Origin of the sequence: Chryseobacterium nepalense, from assembly GCF_023195755.1 — a bacterium.
GTDB lineage: Bacteria > Bacteroidota > Bacteroidia > Flavobacteriales > Weeksellaceae > Chryseobacterium > Chryseobacterium nepalense.
In genome coordinates, this window is record NZ_CP096203.1 from 2,245,940 (window position 1) to 2,265,849 (window position 19,910).

The 19,910-nt window shown below is 36.4% G+C and carries 18 protein-coding genes; 8 read left to right on the forward strand and 10 right to left on the reverse strand.

Annotation, left to right across the window (positions count from 1 at the left end; genetic code table 11):
- Positions 1 to 92: 92 nt before the first annotated feature.
- The 7 genes from M0D58_RS09750 to M0D58_RS09780 all read left to right on the forward strand — a co-directional run bounded on the left by M0D58_RS09750 (position 93) and on the right by M0D58_RS09780 (position 5,005).
- Positions 93 to 854 (forward strand): polysaccharide deacetylase family protein, encoded by a 762-nt coding sequence (locus M0D58_RS09750; RefSeq protein WP_248388789.1) that lies wholly within the window; start codon positions 93 to 95, stop codon positions 852 to 854.
- A 141-nt stretch (positions 855 to 995) separates the two neighbouring features.
- Entirely contained in the window at positions 996 to 1,622 is a 627-nt protein-coding gene (lolA2, locus tag M0D58_RS09755) for a flexirubin biosynthesis/transport protein LolA2 (RefSeq protein WP_248388791.1), read from the forward strand.
- The gene (gene lolB2 / locus M0D58_RS09760; protein ID WP_486864310.1) at positions 1,588 to 2,223 is read left to right on the forward strand and encodes a flexirubin biosynthesis protein LolB2; all 636 of its coding nucleotides are present in this window, start codon (positions 1,588 to 1,590) and stop codon (positions 2,221 to 2,223) included. The genes lolA2 and lolB2 overlap by 35 nt, the downstream gene beginning before the upstream one ends.
- A 6-nt stretch (positions 2,224 to 2,229) precedes the next feature.
- Positions 2,230 to 2,841: an outer membrane beta-barrel protein gene (locus tag M0D58_RS09765; RefSeq protein ID WP_248388795.1), complete on the forward strand. Its 612-nt coding sequence runs from the start codon at positions 2,230 to 2,232 to the stop codon at positions 2,839 to 2,841.
- Positions 2,842 to 2,974: 133 nt separating this feature from the next.
- Entirely contained in the window at positions 2,975 to 3,355 is a 381-nt protein-coding gene (locus tag M0D58_RS09770; protein WP_248388797.1) for an ApeI family dehydratase, read from the forward strand.
- Entirely contained in the window at positions 3,352 to 3,828 is a 477-nt protein-coding gene (locus M0D58_RS09775) for a hypothetical protein (protein WP_248388799.1), read from the forward strand. Before M0D58_RS09770 ends, M0D58_RS09775 begins: the two co-directional genes overlap by 4 nt.
- Before the next feature lie 4 nt (positions 3,829 to 3,832).
- Positions 3,833 to 5,005, forward strand: coding sequence for a DUF2062 domain-containing protein (locus M0D58_RS09780; protein ID WP_248388800.1), 1,173 nt, complete (start codon positions 3,833 to 3,835; stop codon positions 5,003 to 5,005).
- 52 nt (positions 5,006 to 5,057) lie between these two features.
- On the opposite strand, the gene M0D58_RS09785 is transcribed toward M0D58_RS09780, so the two are convergent.
- The 9 genes from M0D58_RS09785 to flxA all read right to left on the reverse strand — a co-directional run bounded on the left by M0D58_RS09785 (position 5,058) and on the right by flxA (position 16,810).
- Complete coding sequence (locus tag M0D58_RS09785) at positions 5,058 to 7,070, reverse strand: FG-GAP-like repeat-containing protein (RefSeq protein ID WP_248388801.1); 2,013 nt, start codon at positions 7,068 to 7,070, stop codon at positions 5,058 to 5,060.
- Positions 7,071 to 7,088: 18 nt separating this feature from the next.
- Positions 7,089 to 8,183 carry a hypothetical protein gene (locus M0D58_RS09790; protein ID WP_248388802.1) on the reverse strand — a complete coding sequence of 365 codons (1,095 nt, stop codon included), beginning with the start codon at positions 8,181 to 8,183 and terminating at the stop codon, positions 7,089 to 7,091.
- Between the two features lie 226 nt (positions 8,184 to 8,409).
- Positions 8,410 to 10,065, reverse strand: a complete 1,656-nt coding sequence (locus M0D58_RS09795; RefSeq protein WP_248394972.1) for a C45 family autoproteolytic acyltransferase/hydrolase — start codon at positions 10,063 to 10,065, stop codon at positions 8,410 to 8,412.
- A 76-nt stretch (positions 10,066 to 10,141) separates the two neighbouring features.
- Positions 10,142 to 11,692: a phytoene desaturase family protein gene (locus M0D58_RS09800; protein WP_248388803.1), complete on the reverse strand. Its 1,551-nt coding sequence runs from the start codon at positions 11,690 to 11,692 to the stop codon at positions 10,142 to 10,144.
- A 197-nt stretch (positions 11,693 to 11,889) separates the two neighbouring features.
- Positions 11,890 to 12,774, reverse strand: a complete 885-nt coding sequence (locus tag M0D58_RS09805; protein WP_248388804.1) for a lysophospholipid acyltransferase family protein — start codon at positions 12,772 to 12,774, stop codon at positions 11,890 to 11,892.
- A gap of 102 nt (positions 12,775 to 12,876) precedes the next feature.
- Entirely contained in the window at positions 12,877 to 13,131 is a 255-nt protein-coding gene (locus M0D58_RS09810; RefSeq protein WP_248388806.1) for an acyl carrier protein, read from the reverse strand.
- A gap of 4 nt (positions 13,132 to 13,135) precedes the next feature.
- Positions 13,136 to 14,356: a beta-ketoacyl-[acyl-carrier-protein] synthase family protein gene (locus tag M0D58_RS09815; RefSeq protein ID WP_248388808.1), complete on the reverse strand. Its 1,221-nt coding sequence runs from the start codon at positions 14,354 to 14,356 to the stop codon at positions 13,136 to 13,138.
- Between the two features lie 136 nt (positions 14,357 to 14,492).
- A complete protein-coding gene (gene flxB / locus M0D58_RS09820; RefSeq protein WP_248388810.1) occupies positions 14,493 to 15,224 on the reverse strand; it encodes a flexirubin biosynthesis SDR family reductase FlxB in 732 nt (243 codons plus the stop codon).
- Between the two features lie 65 nt (positions 15,225 to 15,289).
- Positions 15,290 to 16,810, reverse strand: coding sequence for a flexirubin biosynthesis tyrosine ammonia-lyase FlxA (gene flxA / locus M0D58_RS09825; RefSeq protein ID WP_248388812.1), 1,521 nt, complete (start codon positions 16,808 to 16,810; stop codon positions 15,290 to 15,292).
- Positions 16,811 to 16,906: 96 nt separating this feature from the next.
- On the opposite strand from flxA, the gene M0D58_RS09830 reads away from it, so the two are divergent.
- Positions 16,907 to 18,151 (forward strand): NAD(P)/FAD-dependent oxidoreductase, encoded by a 1,245-nt coding sequence (locus M0D58_RS09830; protein ID WP_248388814.1) that lies wholly within the window; start codon positions 16,907 to 16,909, stop codon positions 18,149 to 18,151.
- A gap of 26 nt (positions 18,152 to 18,177) precedes the next feature.
- On the opposite strand, the gene flxY is transcribed toward M0D58_RS09830, so the two are convergent.
- Positions 18,178 to 19,470, reverse strand: coding sequence for a flexirubin biosynthesis putative acyl-CoA ligase FlxY (flxY, locus tag M0D58_RS09835; RefSeq protein WP_248388816.1), 1,293 nt, complete (start codon positions 19,468 to 19,470; stop codon positions 18,178 to 18,180).
- Between the last annotated feature and the right edge of the window lie 440 nt (positions 19,471 to 19,910).

Here is a 19,910-nt window from a genome sequence, read left to right on the forward strand (position 1 = left end):
AGAGCATTTTCATTCCGTTTTGCTCCATTCAGAATGACAACACGAATATAAATCATGGATATTTTAAACCCTAAATTTATAAACAATAAAAGATGAAACATTATCCGTTTATCCTGTTCTATATTTTCTGCAATGTTTTTATTTATGCATTTCAGGGAACGTTTTGGGTATATCTGTTTTGTTTTCTGATGTTTTTTGCGGTTATTATCTGGGGATCTTTTGATGTCGGGCTGAATTATTTCGTAAGCAGTTTTAATCATAAAAGAACAAAAATCAGGGAAGTTGCATTGACTTTCGACGACGGGCCTACAGAATATACACCTCAATTTCTGGATCTGCTCAAGGAAAACAATATAAAAGCAACCTTCTTCTGCATCGGGAAACAGATTGAAAAATATCCCGAAACCTTCCAAAGAATTATTGCAGAAGGTCATACCGTTGGAAATCATACTTTTTCACATGCTGACAATACCGGTTTTTTATCAACTTCAAAAATGATCGAAGAGATCGAAAAATGTAACGAAATGATGTTGAAAACCGGCAATTTAAAAACCAGTTTATACCGTCCTCCGTTTGGTGTAACCAACCCGAACATTGCCAGAGCAATCAGAAAAACCCATAAGAAAAGCATTGGCTGGAATGTACGGTCATTAGATACGGTAATTCAGGATGAGAACAAAATTTACCATAACATTACCAAAAAATTAAAAAAAGGAAGCATTATTCTTCTTCACGATACCTCAGAAAAAACGTATAAAGTTTTGGCAGATTTATTGGTATTTTTGAAGGATAAGAAATATTCAACTTTTACAATTGATAATATTTTAACCGCAAAAGACACAAAAGCTTTTTAACACCAGAGTACGCTTAAATCAAAAGAAGAACACATAAGTTTTGAAAATTTTTGATTTTCATCTTTTGTAGACTTTAATTGTAATGTTAAATGGAAATAATAATCTTTTGTGCCTTCTGTGGTTACATTAAAACGTTAAAAAATGATTAAAAATATAGCTTTAGGAGCATTTCTATTGATTTCAGGTGTTTTTTTTTCACAGAATACGGCAATGTCCGGGGCTGAAGCCAAAGCATTTGTAGCGAAAGTTTCTTCGGAAACGAAAGGGATAAAAACGCTGCAGGCCGATTTTACGCAGACCAAGAAAATGGATTTCCTGGATAAAAGCATCGTCACCTATGGAAGAATGTCCCTCAAAACTCCGAATATGCTTGCCTGGAAATACACAAAACCCTATCAGTACAGCATTGTTTTTAAGGATAATAAAATATTTATTAATGATCAGGGTAAGAAATCTTCTGTGGATGCCAAAAGCAAAACTTTCGAAAAAATCAATAAATTAATCGTAGGAAGTTCAAACGGACAGATGTTCAATGATCCAGAATTCTCAGTAAGTTATATGAAAAGTGCCAATTTCAACATTGCAAAATTTACCCCGAAATCTGCTCAGCTGCTGAAATATATTAAGCAAATTGAATTATATTTCCCTAAAAATGAATCAACGGTTTCTCAGGTCAATATGACGGAAGCTTCCGGAGACACTACCAATATTATTTTCAAAAATACAAAAGTCAATGCGCCGGTTGCTGCTTCGGAATTTAGCTTATAGCCTGATTTTCATTTTGTTTACAGCGTGTAAAACCTATACGCTTAATGATGCGAAACCTGTTACGGCCGTTAAAAAGGCTGTTGAAAATCTCTATTTTTCATCTACGGAAGATTATGTGTATAAATGCCAGATGGATATTTATAAAAACCATGTAAGCGGCATTCTGATCATAAAAAAAATTAGTGAAAACACTCATCGTGTTGTGTTAACCTCGGATTTTGGAAATAAATTGATCGACTTTGAAATTTCGGAGGAAGATTTTAAACTCAATTATGTGCTTCCCGATATGGATAAAAAAATCGTCATTAATTTTCTGAAGAACGATTTCCGGGAGCTTTTAAAACAAAATTATCCTGTTTCACAAAGTTTTGAAAACAAAACCGATTATATTTATCTTTCAAAAGCAGATAAGAAAGCATATTATCTATTCTTTGGCAAGGAGAACCGAATGCTGAAACAAATTGTTTATACGAAAAACAACAGGGAAAAGATCGATTTTACTTTTGACGCAAAAAAACATATCTTCGCGGATAGTTTGAATCTCCGGCATAAAGATTTCAAAATCAATATAAAACTATTCCAGATTACCGAAAACCAATAACCTTACATGAGAAAAATTTTATTTACCTGTCTGATTCTGATCTTCGGATTTTCATCAGCTCAGGTGACTTTCAGTACGGGCATAAGGACAGGCGTAAATTTCGCTACCCTTACTAAAAGAAACAATGAAAGCTTTTACATCCACGAAGACGACAAACCCGAAAAGGTGATCAATACAAACCTGAAAACAGTTACAGATTTTTATATCGGATTACAGGGAAACATTAGATTTACGGAGCGCTACGCTTTACAGCCTGAATTTAATTACTCAAGACAGGGTACAAATTTGCAATACACTTCAGAAAACGGAATTCTTCCGCGAAAAAGGCTTCACTATGATTTTGTAGGGTTGCAATTTACAAATAAAGTATATATAAAAAACTTTAATGTTTTTGCCGGCCCGTTTCTGGATCTTGCTGTCGGTAATAATAATGCCGGACTTGATCTTGGCTTCGCTGGAGGCTTGGGTTATGATCTTTCCAAAAATCTGGGCTTTGAAGTACGGATCAAAAAGGGATTTATATCCATGCTGGATCACGAAAATTCTTCTTTTCTTTTTGCCAATTCAAATACTGTTTTTCAGATTGGAGCTTATTATACGTTTCGCTTTAAAAAGTAAGTTTAAAAATCTGTTGGTAAAACAATTTCCTTTTCGTTTCAAAAAGATATATCTTCGCGAATAGTTTGAATTTTCTAGATAAAGATTTAAATTCAATATAAAATTATTCCAAATAACTGAAACAGAATAAATAATGCAGACAATTCTTACCGATTTTTACCAATTAGAATCCTACGAAAAAACAGAGAACGGAAGTTATATCGCCCATATTTTACTTAATAAAGATCATGAAATCTTTAAGGGACATTTCCCGGGAAATCCCGTTACTCCAGGAGTTTGTATGATGCAGATTGTAAAAGAACTTTCTGAAGAATTAGCAGGACAAAAATTATTTCTGAAATCAGCTTCCAATGTAAAATTTATGGCGATCATTAATCCTTTTGAAACCCCTGAACTGAAATTACAGCTGGATATTAATGAATCTGAAGAAGAAGTTAAAGTAAAAAATACCACTTCTTTTGGCGAGACTATTGCATTAAAAATGTCAGTTAACTATAAAAAACTGGCAAAATGAAATTAATTTTTTCGTTCGTAACCGCAGTTATGCTTTTCTTTCAATCGGGAATTGAATCTTTGCGGGAAAGTTATGCTAAAGCAAATGCATCCAATGCCAATACCGAAGCATTTATCAATACTGCTGAAAAAAGCTCCGGGTCTGACGCCGTCATCCAGGGTTATAAAGCGGCAGCTAAAATAATGGAAGCCAAAATTACGAAGCACAACCGGAAAGCATTGGTAAAATCCGGTGCTACCAGTCTTGAAACTATTATCAAAAGCAATCCCAATAATATCGAACTTCGGGTCATCAGGATGAGTGTTCAGGAAAATATTCCGAAAATTGTGGGATACAGAGGAAGTCTTAAAGATGATAAAGCTTTCATTCTGAATAATTACAGCAAGCAAAATTCAACATTAAAAAACTATATTAAAAAATTTGCGGCACAATCTAAAACAATGACGGAGGCCGAAAAAGCAAGTTTTAAATAAAACCATGACCCTCACTGAAGTCCAGAAAGCAATTTCCGAAAAGAATATCTGTGTTTTAGTTCCTACCTATAACAATGAAAAAACGCTGAGGAGAGTTATCGGCGGTATTTTACATTACACGAGTAACATTATCATTGTTAATGATGGTTCTACAGATTCCACACCATTTATTTTACAGGATTATCCCGAAATCAGGATTATTCATCTGCCTGAAAATAAAGGAAAAGGAAATGCTTTGAAAACAGGTTTCAGAGTGGCAGAAAAGATAGGATACAGCTATGCGATCACTATTGATTCTGACGGACAACATTACCCGGATGACATTCCGGTTTTTGTAGAAGCTTTGCTAAAGGAAAGTCAGGATGTACTTCTGATTGGAAACAGAAATATGGCTCAGGACGGAATACCTAAAAAAAGCAGCTTCGGAAATCGTTTTTCTAATTTCTGGTTCTGGTTTGAAACAGGGATTAAGCTGGAAGATACACAATCGGGATTTCGGTTGTATCCGTTGCATAAAATTCCCAGAAAATATTTTACCCCTAAATTTGAATTTGAAATTGAAATTATTGTACGGACAGCCTGGAGGCATGTTCCTGTAAAAAATGTTCCTGTAAAAGTATTATACGATCCTGCAGAAAGAGTGTCCCATTTCAGGCCTTTTAAAGATTTCACCCGAATCAGCATCCTTAATACGATTTTGGTAGCCATTACGCTGGTTTACATTATTCCTAGAAATTTCATTAATAATTTCAAAAAAAAAAGTTTTAAGAGATTTATAAAAGAAGACGTTCTGGAAAGCGATGGAAGTAACCGAACCAAAGCTTTTTCCGTTGCACTCGGTGTATTGATAGGTTTTTCTCCTTTTTGGGGCTTTCATACCCTGCTTACCATATCTTTGGCCGTACTTTTTAAGCTGAATAAAGTCTTGGCTTTTGTGGCTTCAAATGTAAGTATACCGCCTTTTATCCCTTTTATTATTGCAGCTTCATTGTTTCTGGGTTCGCCATTTGTTGGGGGAAACAGCAATATTTTCAGCCAGGAGCTGAATTTTGATCTTGTAAAAAATAATCTGCTGCAGTATCTGATCGGCAGCGCGATATTATCGGTTTCCATGTCCGTCATTTCCGGGACTGCTGTTTTTCTCTTCCTGAATAAAGTAGATCCGGAAAACACTTAGTATTATTAAAACAAAACTGCAAAGCCTTTTGACCTTGCAGTTGTATTTCGTGTTATTTTATTGTTACTTTTTGTGAATAATTCTTACCCGATTTATCAGTTACCTGAAGCAGGTATGTTCCCGGTTTTAAATCTTTTACGGAAATCTGATCCCTTTCTACTTTAGTCTGCAGAACCATTCTCCCGCTCATCTCATACATTTTAGCCTGTTCAGGAACAAAACCGGATTTGGTTTTAAACTGAATATTATCGTGTGCAGGATTAGGATATACCGTGAAAATTTCTTCTGCGGTCTGAATCTCTTTTGTACCTAAGAATGAACCTTCAATTACATTTAATGTTGTATTCGGGGTAACATTATTAATTGTATCTACCAATCCCGAAGGCCAGCGCACAATCACTTTTGTAATGGCAGTAGCCTGCCCGATCCCGAAATGAACATTCAGCGTGCTCATGTTCCCGAAACCTGTGCCACTTTGCACATCTCTGATCTGTTTACCCCAAGACCCGTAAATTTCTACTCTTGCGCCAATTCCGTTTCTATTGCTCTGAGTTCCTTTCAGGGTTACTTTAAGCCACTTATTGGTATTTCCGGCATTCATCATGATCGTGTTTCCGTTCTGAATATCCAGAAATCCGTCGTTATTTAAATCTCCGATAGGACGGTCAAAGCTGCTGAGATTATAAGGGTTTGGATTTGGGGTAAATGTAAAATCACCATTTCCGAACATGATGTTATTTCCAGCTCCCAATACATCCAGGAATCCGTCGTTATCAAAATCATGAGCTACATATTCTCTGCTCAGTGCACTGTTGGTATCATATCCCGATCCTGCAGACTTATCAGTAAATGTTCCGTCTCCGTTGTTTTTCATTACCTTACTCAGTCCATTTGCCGTGGAATTAATTCCTACCACTGCATCCATCCATCCGTCATTATTAAAATCTCCCCACGCGGAAGACCATGTCTGAACAGGGTTTGCCATGTTGGCTGTTGCCGCCACATTGGTGAAAGTAGCATTGCCGTTATTTCGGTGAAGTTCATCGATGTTCCCTCCGGGCCCCGAACCTCCTCCGCTGCATTTTGCAATAAAAAGATCCATATCTCCGTCATTATCATAATCAATCCAGATAGAACCGTAGTTTCCTCCGGAAGGGAAATCTCCCAGTCCGCCCTGGCTATGATTCATATCCGTGCCGTCATTAATATAGTATCTGTTCGGAGCATTATCGTCACATACAAAAGCATCCAATTTCCCATCGTTGTTAATATCGATAAAATTTGTTCTCTGAACTAAGAATGATTGCTGTTTTCTGTCTGACGTATAAGCCGTTCCGGTGGCATTTGCCTTTAAAAAAGCAATTCCGCTTCCCGAACCATAAATCAGATCGTTAAATCCATTATTATCATAATCTCCGGCGGCTATACTCCATGAAGGTGTTATAACTGTGGTGGGAACGGTATACGTTACATTATTGAATGTTCCGCCCGGCTGCTGATAGGAAATGACAATCTGTGTAGCACTTACTACAGAAACAATATCATCAAGATAATCTCCGTTCATATCTACAATACAGTTATTAAAACTTCCTGCAACAGAAACAGTCTGAGGATTAAACACCAGGCGATCCGGCTGAACTATTACCTCGGATAATGTAACATTAAAGCCCAAGGAAGAATATTTATTATCAAAGACGATATAATATGTGGTTCCGGCAACTGCATTAAAGGTAACCTGGGAAAACTGTCCAATGTAATCATCATTGGCCGTAATACAATTAAGTGCGGTACAATTTCCTGAAAACACCATTAAACGGGTATCAGCGTTTTGCCCAGCAGACGAAGTGGTAATTTTAATCGTTTTATTTGCTGTAGCCGTATATTTATACCACAAGCCTTTTGTTCCGGCTGCACCTAAGGTACAAGCCGTTAAAGGAGGATCTCCCGTGACATCCGGCACGGTAACTGTTCCTAGATTTAGGGAAACTGCTGTTGCGCAGGTAAGCTGTGCAGACGCCCATGTACTGTTCAATAATAAAATAAGTAAGGGGAATATTTTTTTCATGGATAGAAGTTTTTATTATTAAGGACAAGTTTGATTTAAAGAAGAGATCCATTGATTCAGGAGTTGTACACCTTCATCATGAACGATAGTTCTTCCTAGCAGCGGCATCCTGTTATTTTCATTGACAGAATTCAATCTGAAATGCATTACCGATTTGGCAGGATTTCCTGGCGTAATAATTTTTTCCAGCGATGAGCCGAGGGGTTCATCAGCCATCACACAAACCCCCATCTTTGTTAAGTTGGCCGTCTGGGTGAAGCTTAAACGTATTGCTCTGTAATCACATCTTGCATTTTCCTGGTGACAATGGGCACAGTTGATATCAAGATAAGAACGCAGCCGGATATCCAGAGGTTTGCTTGTATCTTTATAATTCACTGTCGAGACAATATTGGATGGAAAACTTTGGAGATAGCCTTCATCAACAAACTTTTGAAGCTGGTTTTTAATACCATTAGGATAATTGTAAGTCCCATTTAAATTCTGTGGCTTCATCCCAATCGGAATTGGTTTATTGTCTAATTTGTGACACGCCAGGCATTCCGTTTCCGAAGGGATTCTGTAATCCGTAGTGATGATATCACCATTATCTTTTTTAAAAGTAATGTTTTTAGAACTTCCGCTTGCAAAGTTGGCCCCGGTAACCAGCTCGGCTTCAGTCTGAGCATCATTCCAGAGATATTCTGCAAAAATCCAGCCTGTGGATTTTTTAATCATTAAGCGTGTTTCAAGAATTTTTGTTGTATTTCCGGGCTGTACGGTATTGTAGTAGAAATTTTTGATCAGTACGGAGCCCACAGGAAAATTCAGTATTTTATCATCCGCATCATAGTTTGCCTTTACATTACCCGGCATCCAGATGAATCTCTTTTTCAAAGCATAATCTGTAAAAAGCGAACTGGCGGGTTCATAAGGAATAACTTTGGTGTTAGGCTGCAGATTTTTCAGTTCCCCCGTAAAAAACATATAAGTTGAGAGTTTTGCGTACGGAACTGCGTCAATATTAAAATTAACAAAAGAACTTTCCGTTTCTACACTTTCAATTTTTTCGTCGTTTTTACAGGAAAAAAGGCCTAAAAAGCAAAATAAATACAGTAAGTAGATTTTTCTCATTCATTAACGATTTAACGAAAACGAATTTAATCATTTAAATCATACAAAATAAAATTATTAACAATAAAAACAATAATATTTTTAAAAACAGATAATTTATACTATACTTACAGCTATTTATTTTGTTAAAATTTAATAAAAACAAATCATATCAAGAATCAGACTCAGAAATTTATTATTTAAAATATTCATCATAAAAACAATATTTTTTAAACAAAGAAAATGTTTATTTACATCTTTTGAGTGCTTTCTTAAAATAATGTTCAATATGCTTTCTGTCCTCAAGAGTTGTGATTTCTTTGGTCAGTGCTTTTTCAAATTCTGTTTTTGCTTTGCTGTATTCTTTTTGCTTGTAATAATATTTTCCAGACTGATAATAAACCACCCAGAAATCCGGATTTAGTGATTGGTAATATGGCAGGAAATCTTCCGTTAACAATACATCTCCTTCAATTGCTTTCTGAACTTCTTCGTTCATCATTTTGTATTGTTTATAATCTTCAAATTCCCGGGAATCTATAAAAGGATCTTTTGCAATATTCAATTCAGACCTTGCGAAATCACCATTTTTCAATTTTTGATCCGAAAATAATTCATTAAGATCATAACATACAAATTCTCCCAGCTGATAAGGATTTGCCGAAACCCAAACCAACTTTTTCTGGGGCGAAAAAATCACAGCATGATGCGCCAGAAGCTGATTAATTGCCTTTTCGTTTCCGTAACCTATTTTTTTTCCTTTCAGTCCGGACTTGTCACGTAAGATTGCAGCCATTTTTTCAGGGGTAAGTTTTTTATTTTTTTCTAAAAGTTCCTGCAGCTTTTCGTAGCGGTATTCGGAATGACTTTCTGCAATATGCTTCTGATTCCTTTTATCATTTTTATAAGCATCCGACTGAAAATGATTGGTGCAAAAAACCCGACTTGTATTCTCTACTTTATATACCCCGAAATTATCCGGAGAAACTTCGATGATTACAGCATTTTTATCATAAGCACTTCCAACCAGAATAGATTCCGAGACAAAAACTTTTCTCTTCCTTGCAATGGCTATGGCTTCATCAATATTTTTAGCATACTGAAGAATTTCTCTCGTTACCAGAGAAATCGGCGTTTTTGCTGTTAACGGAATTTTAGATTTTCCGGCATTGATGGTTACCGTAATTCCTTCTTTATTCATCCCGGAAACTACCCCTATCATACCCGGCCAACTTACAGATAAGTAAGGAATCCCATTTTCCGGCTCTACAATTTCAATAACTTTATTTTCCGCAAAATCATCACCCACATAAAAATCGAAATTTCTTCCGATCAGCAAATCTCCGTCTTCGGTATTTTCATTCCAGACGGCGAGAGAAGTACATCCAACCATCATAAGATCCTGCATGGCATGACCGATATCGTGAGCCCCGTGCAGATAAAGATTTCGCTGGTATTTAGGGGCGATAAAATCATATTCATCGGAAGAATACCGGGATAAACCATAGAGCTCTGCCTGAAAATCCTCCCGAACATTCAGATACATTTTCCGGTTATACCATTTCAAAAACCCACGCAAGAGACTTTGTTTAAATTTCGACGGAACAAAACCTTCTACTTTTGAAAAGAAAATCTTTTCCTGATTTTGCATGAGGCTCTGTGTAAGCGCTCCATTATTATACCCCAGCTGCAAAGGGTTTCCTGTAATATAAAGCTCCCAGATCTGCTGCTTGTTCTTCGTTAAATAATTTTTTTTAAAGCTGAAAGTGGAATCATTGACTCTTTTAACTTCCGGAATTTCAATAGAATACTGTTGGATATCAGGAATATGATTGATGGATTTTTGTATACCGCAAGATATTAGGATAAAAATAAGGCTGAGACTGAGAAATGATAAAACGATGCATCTTGAATAAAAATTTGTTTTTAATTTGGATGTTTTAATTCGTCTTTCTCCATTTGGAATGACTAATCGTAAATTAATGTTGTATTTCTTCTCCACTTTTACCTTCGTTAATAAATTGTTTTAATCTTTTATCAATCAATTCTTTACCAACAATTTCCGCACAGGTATTGAATGCCCCTATAGTACAACCTAAGATTCCGTGCATATTCACAGATTGCCCTGTGAGAAAAAGATTGTCGATTTTTGTTCTTGGCGAAACCATTGTTTTTAGAGGATTTTCCGAGTTTTTGCGATAACCGTACATATTTCCGTTGAAGCTGCCGATATAATCGCGGTAAGATAATGGTGAAGAGGTGTAGATTTTTTTTATATATTTTCTTAGATCAGGGATTTTCTTTTCTAAGGCATCAATCATTTTTTCTGCTTTATCAAGCTTGAATCTTTCATAGCCCGCTCCTCTTTCATGCTCATCTGCAACGGTATTGAATGTATTCTTCCACTCTTCTACTTCTTCAAAATCCATGTAGGAAATTGCCGTAAGACTTTCTGCAAAACCAGGATTATGTTTTGATTCCGTTGAAGAAAGCATGTAGGTTTCAGGCCAGGATTCTTTTTGATAATGGTATGCATTCCAGACCATTTGTTCATTAGAATAATGGTATATATTATAATTAAAATCAGGAATTGTGTGGGGTTTAAGTACAAGGTACACACTGAAGCATGAAGACACAGGTTTCCAGCTCATGATCCTGTTTAAAAAAGATTTTTTTAGCCTTTCTTCTCCAATTAGATGAATTAAAGAGCGTATTTCTATATTTGAAATAAATTTTTTGGCAAAATATTCTCTTCCCCTTTCCGTTTTTACACCGGCTATTTCATTATTTTCATTAAAAATAAACGCTGAAACCTCAGTATGTTTATGAACTTCAGCACCATGTTCACGAAGCTTGCGAATGAGCAACTTTGAAATCTGGCTGCCTCCATTTACACATTTGTAAGCGCTCTGAATATAGGAATTAACCGTAAGCGCATGAACATAAAACGGAATATGCTCAGAATCACCCGCATATAAAAAGTTTGAACCTAATAAAACGGACTGCAGCTTTTTATCAGAGGTTAAAGATTCAATAAATCTTTTGGTATTTAAGTGGAGAATTTCTTCGTTATACCGATTTTCCCCAACAAGATTGTATCTTGGAAACTGACTGCATATCCGCCGGACTTCCTCGCAATAGTTTTCTATGTTTTCTTTTTCTTCAGGAAAATATTTTGATAACTGTTTAACAAAATTTTCGCTGCCCTGTGCATGGGGATATTCTGTCTGATCGTCTCCGAAAGTTATTTTATCATATCCGTTTTCATCCATTTTCCTGAGCTCAAGAGCATCCATTATTCCCAGATAGGAAAAAAACTGATGCAGGTTCTGCCCTTCCGAGAGACCTCCTAAATAGTGAACTCCTGTATCGAAAATGAGTTTATCACGGGAAAAAGTCTGTAAATTACCTCCGTACTGATTATTCTTTTCCAGTATACAAACCTTCAGGCCTTCTTTCGCCAGAATAAGTGCCGAAACAAGGCCGCCCAATCCGCTGCCGATTACGAGTATGTCGTATGTTTTTTTCAAGGAGGAAAGTGTCTTTATGATTTGAATTTTAAACACAAAGCCTGCAAAGATTTTTCTTGATCACTTGCTGTTTTTAAATTCGCAAAGGCGTTAAACACTCAGCAAGACAAAAATGAACTTAGAACTTTATTTTAAATTTCTCAATCATTTAATGTTTGAGTTAAATATTAGTTTTTTCTGGAGTAAAAGTAGGAAAATTAATCAATATCGTCCCAAAAATCAAAATAATTGAACCATTGAAGCGGATATTTCCTGATCATGGATTCCAGGTTTTGGGTATAAGAATTGAGAAGTCCCTGTGCATCGCGCTTTTTTACATTCTCAGCAACTCTGGCGTACAAATGATAATGAAGATTTTTTTCTTTCATTACATAAACATACACCACGGGAACGCCAAGCCTTGAGGCAATAAGAAAAGGACCTGCAGGAAATTTTGCTGTTTTCCCAAGCAATTCGCCTTCTAAAAATTTTGACCCTTCGAAATAGCGGTCGCCGGTAAAGCAAATAAGTTCGTTTTTGGATAGCGCTTCATTAATCTCGAAGATATGAGACATATCTTCTTTTACATAAATGAATTTAACGGTACTTTTTTTAACCGATACGCTTTCAAGATATTCTTTAATAACCGTAACCTCCTGATCTGTAGTCACCAAATTGATCTGACAATCAAAATCAATATCTGCAAAGAAATATTCTGCAATTTCAAAATTGCCGATATGGGCACTGATGAGAACACCACCTTTCTTTTCGGCTAAAAGATTTCTCAGATTTTCAATTCCGTCGAATTCATAAGTATATTTTCCCCGTAATCCGGCTGAAATAGCTGTTTTGTCGATAAGAACCTTTCCGAAAGTGAAATAGTTTTTAAATAATGAAATTTTTGTTTTCCAGTATCCGTAATTCAGTCTTTTTCCGAAATAATATCTGTAATATCTGTTGCCGTTTTTTTCGAATAAAAAATAATAGAAGGCAACAAAATAAAGCACAATATATGAACTTCTGATTCCGATATTTCTAATACACCAGACAAAAATTCTGTATCCCAGAATCGTCCCCTTAGATTTACCTTTCCACTTGTTCATAGTCGTCATTGAACCATGTACCAATGTAAAAATGTAACAGTGTAACAATTATTTAATCAAATATTGGTCAACTGTTATATTGATATATTGCTACATTATAAATTATTTATTTTTTTCTGCGATTTTGTTTTCGATAGTGGAATAGAAATCGTCAAAAGTCACAATGTTTTTAAAATCAGCTTCGCCCAATTTCACTCCGAAATTAGATTCTATTACAACCACCAGATCAATATAATCCAGGCTGTCTAGGCCTAATGTCTTTTTAAAGTTTGCATCATTGCTGATTTCATCGCCGTCTACTTCAAATTCATTGACTAAAAAGTCGTTGGCGGTCGCAACAATTTTTTCCCTTTCCATGTTTTTAATTAAATTTTTTAACAATTAATGCGGAATTGGTTCCCCCAAATCCGAAAGAATTCGACAAAAATACGTCAATTTTTTGACTTTTTGTTTCGGCAATCAAATTTATCCTTTTTGCTTCATCATCAGGATTTTCCAGATTGATATTCGGGGCAATGAAATCGTTCTGCATCATAAGAATGGAATAAATAACTTCGCTTGCACCTGCCATCCAGCATTCATGACCGGTCATGGATTTTGTTGAACTTACCGGAACTTCACCCCCGAAAATTTCATAAATTGCTTTGGCTTCATTAGCATCACCAATTGGTGTGGATGTTGCGTGAGCATTAATATAATCAATATCTTCTACCTGTAAACCAGACTGTTGCAAAGCCCTATTCATTGCTAAAGCAGGCCCGTCAACATTCGGTGTTGAAATATGTCCTCCGTTTGAAGAGAATCCATAACCCACAATTTCCGCAATGATATTCGCTCCTCTTTTTTGCGCAAACTCCAGGCTTTCAACAATTAAAGTAGCAGCTCCGCCACTGGGAATCAAGCCATCTCTTGCAGAATCAAAAGGTCTTGATGCTTTTGTAGGCTCATCTTCTCTCACTGAAAAAACACCCAATCCATCAAAACTCGCCATGGAATATTTGTTGGTTTCCTGTGCTCCTCCGCAAACAATCATATCCTGGAAGCCGTTTTTAATCATCATATAAGCCAGTCCGAGAGAATGGGAACCGCTTGCACAGGCAGCACTGATCGTAAGGTTAATCCCTCTTAATTTAAAAATCGTGGAAAGATTCATGGTAACGGTGGAGTTCATCGACTTGAAAATAGCTCCAGAACCCATTAAAGTCGTATCTTTTTTCTCTCTTGCAATGTCGATAGATTCTACCACTGCCTGAGAAACACTGTCGTTTCCGTATAAAATCCCGACTTCATTATTGTCTAAAAAATCCTGGTCTACACCAGCCTGTTTTAAGGCATCTAAAGTTGCTGCATACGCATATTCGCTTTCCTCGCCCATGCTTACACGTTGCCTGCGGCTGAGAAGATTTTTAAGATCCGGTTTCGGAACAACGCCGGTTAATCCGGATCTGAAACCAAACTCCTTTCTTTCATCTACTAAAAAAATTCCGGATTTTCCCTGAAATAAAGATTCTTTCACCTCTTCCAAAGAAGTTCCGATGCAGGAATAAATCCCCATTCCGGTAATGACAACCCTATTTTCCATGTTAAAAAATGTAACAGTTTATCAATTTAACAGTGTAACAATTTCAAATTCGCAACCATAATACTTTCTGTCATTCTGAACGAAGTGAAGAATCTCCATTATTCGTACATTGTTAAATTATTACATTGCTAAATTATTATGAGTAGATTCCTCCGTTGATGTTTATAACTTCACCTGTAATATATGATGCTTTTTTAGACGCCAAAAATGCTACCAAATCTGCGACTTCTTCTGCTTCCCCGAATCTATTTGCAGGAATCATGCCTTTTAATTCATCTTCGTTAAACTCCTGAGTCATATCTGTTTTAATGAATCCCGGCGCCACCGCATTTACCGTAATATTTCTTTTTGCCACTTCCTGAGCCAGGGCTTTTGTAGCTCCGACCAAAGCTCCTTTTGCAGCAGAATAATTGGTTTGTCCCGCTGTTCCTTTCACTCCGGAAACAGAAACCATATTGATGATTCTTCCGTATTTATTACGTAACAATTTTTGAATAAAGAAATTCGTAACATTAAAGAATCCGTTTAAACTGGTGTTAATCACTGAATTCCAGTCTTCACTCGGCATCCACATGAATAATCCGTCCCTTGTAATTCCGGCGTTATTTACAATCACTTCCACCACAGCACTGGAGTTCGCATCCTGCCATTCTGTTAAAACCACCTTTGTTTCCTCAGCATTTCCTACATCGAATTTCAGAATTTCCCCTGTTGCCCCCAATTCTTCAACTTTAGCCAAGGTTTCCCTTGCTGCCGTTTCGTTTGAAGTATAGTTAATCAAAATATGATAATTCTTTTCTTCTGCCAGTTTTATACAGATGGCCCTTCCGATTCCCCTTGAGCCTCCTGTGATGATTGCACATTTCATGTGTTTGCTTATATTAGTTTAATTTCTTTAAGTATACTTCTATGACAATTTATTTTGGATAAAAATTACATAGTTTTTAAATATTTTTTTACCTGTTCCAAATATGGATACATCACCATATCATCGGAGAATGCAGGAATAATTTTTCTTATATCATCATACAGTTCTTTAGTGGCAGATGAAATTTTATCCTGAAAACCAAGATATTCAATGGCCTGAACAATTGTAATTGCCTCAATAGTCAATACTTCAAATGCATTTTCAATCACTTTTCTGCAGATAACCGCAGCGTTGGTTCCCATGCTCACAATATCCTGATTATCATTATTATTCGGGATACTGTGAATATACATCGGGTTAGACAGCATCTGGCTTTCCGCCGTGGTTGAAGTTGCCGTAAACTGAACTCCCTGCATCCCGAAATTAAATCCTAATTTGCCCAAATTAACAAACGGAGGCAAGATTTCATTGATTTTAGAATTTAAAAGGTAATTTAATTGCCTTTCTGCGAGCATTGTTAGTTTGGCCACTACAATTTTCAGCTTATCCATTTCCAGGGAAACATAATCTCCGTGAAAATTTCCGCCGTGATAAACATGCTGGTCTTCAACATTGATGATTGGATTATCATTAGCTGAATTAATCTCGTTTTCCAATACTTTTTCAGTGTATTCCAGAGTATCCAAAACAGGTCCTAAAATCTGCGGAACACATCGTAAAGAGTAATATTCCTGAACTTTTTCTTTGAAAACTTTTTCCTGTTCTTCAAAATGAGTGTATAAATGATCTGCTCTTTTCCTGATCAATTTGCTGTCAGACAAATGAGCCCGCATTTTTTCTGCAATTTTCTGCTGACCGGCATGAAGTTTTGTTCCGTTTAATACTTCCGATAAGTGATCATCATACGCCTGAACAACTTCATTAATCGCACAGGATAATTTAATAGAAATATCAGTTAACTGATTCGCTTTATGCGCATTAACAGCACCAATGCCGGACATCACGGAAGTTCCGTTCATTAACGCGAGTCCTTCACGGATTTCTACCTGAATCGGTTTCAAACCTTCAGATTGAAAAACTTCTTTTGTAGATTTTCTTTCACCTTTATGGAAGACTTCACCTTCACCAATCAGCACTAAGGCTAAGTGTGCCAATTGTACGAGATCACCGCTTGCACCTACTCCTCCGTGTTCAAAAATCAACGGTGTAATATCTCTGTTTATTAATTCTTTAAGTAAAATAACAACAGATTCATGAACCCCGGATTTCCCAAGAGATAATGTATTCAGTCTGGCCAGCATACAGGCTTTTGCTTCGTCTGCCGGAAGCGGATTTCCTATTCCCGAAGAATGGCTTCTGATGAGATTGTATTGAAGCTGATGTGTATCTTCATCACTGATCTTAAATTGTGCCATCGGTCCGAAACCCGTATTCACACCATATATTACTTTATTTTTTGAAAACTCCTTTAAAAACTGAAAACTTTCATTCACTCTGGTAAGAAGTGCTTTATCCAGTTCTATATTTTTATTCTCAACAATGATTTTCTTAAAGTCGCTCAGTTCTAAAAAGTTGTTTATTTTCATTTATTGATAGAATAATATGATAATTTTGTAGTTATTAATTAATTGTCATTAATTTGCGGCAAAGATAGAAGTTATTATTAAAATAAAAAATCAAAGATGAGCAAAGAATTTGTTGACGTTCTTGTAATCGGAGCCGGGCCTTCCGGATGCGTATCTTCTTCATATTTAAAGAAGAACAACGTCAACGTTAAAGTTGTTGAAAAGACAAAATTTCCAAGACTGGTAGTAGGAGAAAGCCTGATTCCACGGGTAATGGATCATTTTGAAGAGGCCGGATTATTTCCCGCGCTTGACAAAATGGGTTTTGAAAAGAAACTCGGTGCCCGGTTTCTGAGAGGAAAAGAAGTATGTATTTTTGATTTTAGCAATAAGTTCGGAGAAGGCTGGGACTGGACATGGCAGGTTCCGAGGGCAGATTTCGACAATGTTTTAGCTCAGGAAGTTATTAATAAAGGGATTGATCTGGAGTTTGAAACGGAAGTGACCGGGATTGAATTCAACGGAACAGATTCTGTGACCACAGTAAAAAATAAAAATGGAGAAACAAAAGAAATCCACGCCAAATTTGTCATCGACTCCAGCGGTTACGGAAGAGTCCTTCCAAGACTTCTGGATTTGGAAAAACCTTCAAAACTTTCACCTCACTCCGCTATTTTCTCCCATGTAAAGGACATCAACAGAGAAGCAGGAACAGAAGGCACTTTAATTTCTTTTGATATTATCGAAACGGAAGTCTGGCTTTGGGTAATTCCTTTTTCCAACGGAAATACCAGCGTAGGAATTGTGGGTCCTACCGAATACATAGACCGACTTTCTAAAAACGGAGATACCACAGAAGCTCTGAGAAAAGCGATTTCTCTTTCAGATTATTATGTAAAACGTTTCGGAGATGTGGATTTTCTCTTTGAGCCAAAACATTTAAAAGACTATTCCTGCTCGGTAAAAAAACTGTATGGTGATGGTTTTGCATTAACGGGAAATGCTTCGGAATTTCTTGATCCGGTTTTCTCTTCAGGAATGGCTTTTGCCACAGAAGGCGGAATGACCGCCGCAAAATTAGCTTTAAGACAACTCAACGGCGAAAAAGTTGACTGGCAAAAAGAATTTGCAGACTATATTCTTTATGGTGTTGATGTTTTTACCACGTACGTAAAAGAATGGTACACCGGAAATCTCCAGGAATTGTTTTTCCACCAGCCGGAAAACCCCGATGTGAAAAGAAAAATCTGTGCAGTTCTCGCAGGTTATGTATGGGACAAAAAAAATACTTTTGTCCGAATACATGATACGGCGATCAAGAATCTCGCAGAATTCATTAAAAAAGAAAAGCAACAAGCATAAAAAACGGCCTGAGATTTCCGTTTTATTTATCTTAAATCGATAAACGTAATTGGCTTTCTGCTGTTCGGATTAAAAACTGTTTTAGATAAAATATCAAATTCAACAAGCTCAATTTTCGGACTTACTCTTAATTTCGCCCGGAAATGATCTCTTACTTCACTTACAAAGCTTTCGGAATCGCTGTCTGTGCTTATTTTAATGATAATTTCATCCAACCCGATTTCATTCGACTGAATAACAATCTGGTAACACAGAATACCATTGAAATCATTCAGAATATCATTCATCGCAGGCGGATACAATGTAGTTCCCTTATATTTGATCATCTGTTGCTTCCTGCCGATCACCGGACCGAGTCTCATTGTATTTCTTCCGCATTTACAAGGTTCATCATGCGCTTTTACAATATCTCCCGTTTTGAATCTTAATAACGGAATCGCTTCAACACCTAAAGTTGTAATGGTTAATTCCCCGCTTTCACCTTCTTTTACCGGATTCCCATCGTCGTCAAGAATCTCGGTAATGATTAGTTCCGGATGATGATGTCCGCCGATTTGTTCTTCACACTCTGTAAAAGCAGTGCTCATCTCTGTGGAAGCGTAGGTTGAGAATAATTTAACATCCCATTTTTCTTTAATTTTCCGGGATAAAATATTATCTGTAAAATCCTGATTTTTGATACTTTCTCCGATACAAACCGCACCGTAAACACTGGAGTCTTTATAATCAATTCCATGCTTTTCTGCATAATCGATCATTTTTAATAAAAATGAAGGAACAGTAATTAAATATTTCGGCCTGTATCTGAAAATAGAATCCCACTGAAGCTCAGGAATTCCCGGTCCCATTCTTACCACGCTCGCGCCCATTTTTCTGAGTCCTAAAAAATAAGCAAGCCCGGCCATGAATCTTTTATCAATGGTTGTAATCATCTGGACAACATCTCCTTTTTGAATTCCGGCACAGGCAAAAGAAATCGCTTCGTTATAAGCCAATCTCTCAAGGTCGTTATCTGACAATCCGAAGGTTACAGGATCACCCAGTGTTCCTGAAGTTGTGCTGTAATCCACAATTTTATCCGGAGTTACACAGAAAAAATCATCATTATGCTGCTGAATATCGTTTTTTGTGGTGATGGGAATTTTCCGCAGGTCTTCCAAAGTCCGAATATCAGAAATGTTAATATTGTTTTCCCTGAATACTTTTTGATAAAAAGGTGATTTTTGTTCAAGATAAGCCAAAAGCTCCTGAAGTTTTTGCTCCTGAAATTTTTTGATTTCCCTAATGTCTGATCTTTCGATGGATGGATAGAAGTCCAATAGATTTATTTTTAAAGGACAAATTTATTTAATTAATATTAATTTTCTCATGAAGATTTTATCGCTCATGGATTTCACGGATGATTGGACTTGTTAATTTGTTTTTTTAAACGCAAAGACTAATTGCTTATTCCGTTAATCTTAGTAAACAAAGGCAAATAAATTTGCTGCGCGAAGCTAATAAATAGATATCCTTCATCAATCAGCCGGCTGATGCATTCTTTATCCACTTAAGAATATACAGGTTTAAAATAAATCCTTGCTTGGTAAGAAAAACCATGCAGATTTTGCAGGCAGATTTTTTATTTGTGGAAGTTTTTTTGAAACAACTTTTAGCAACAGGATAAATTCACTTATTCACGCTTGATCTTTCACCTTTCCTTATTCCTCTGCTTTACTTTTCTGAAACAGAACATTTTTCACTATAAATATCAAAACAA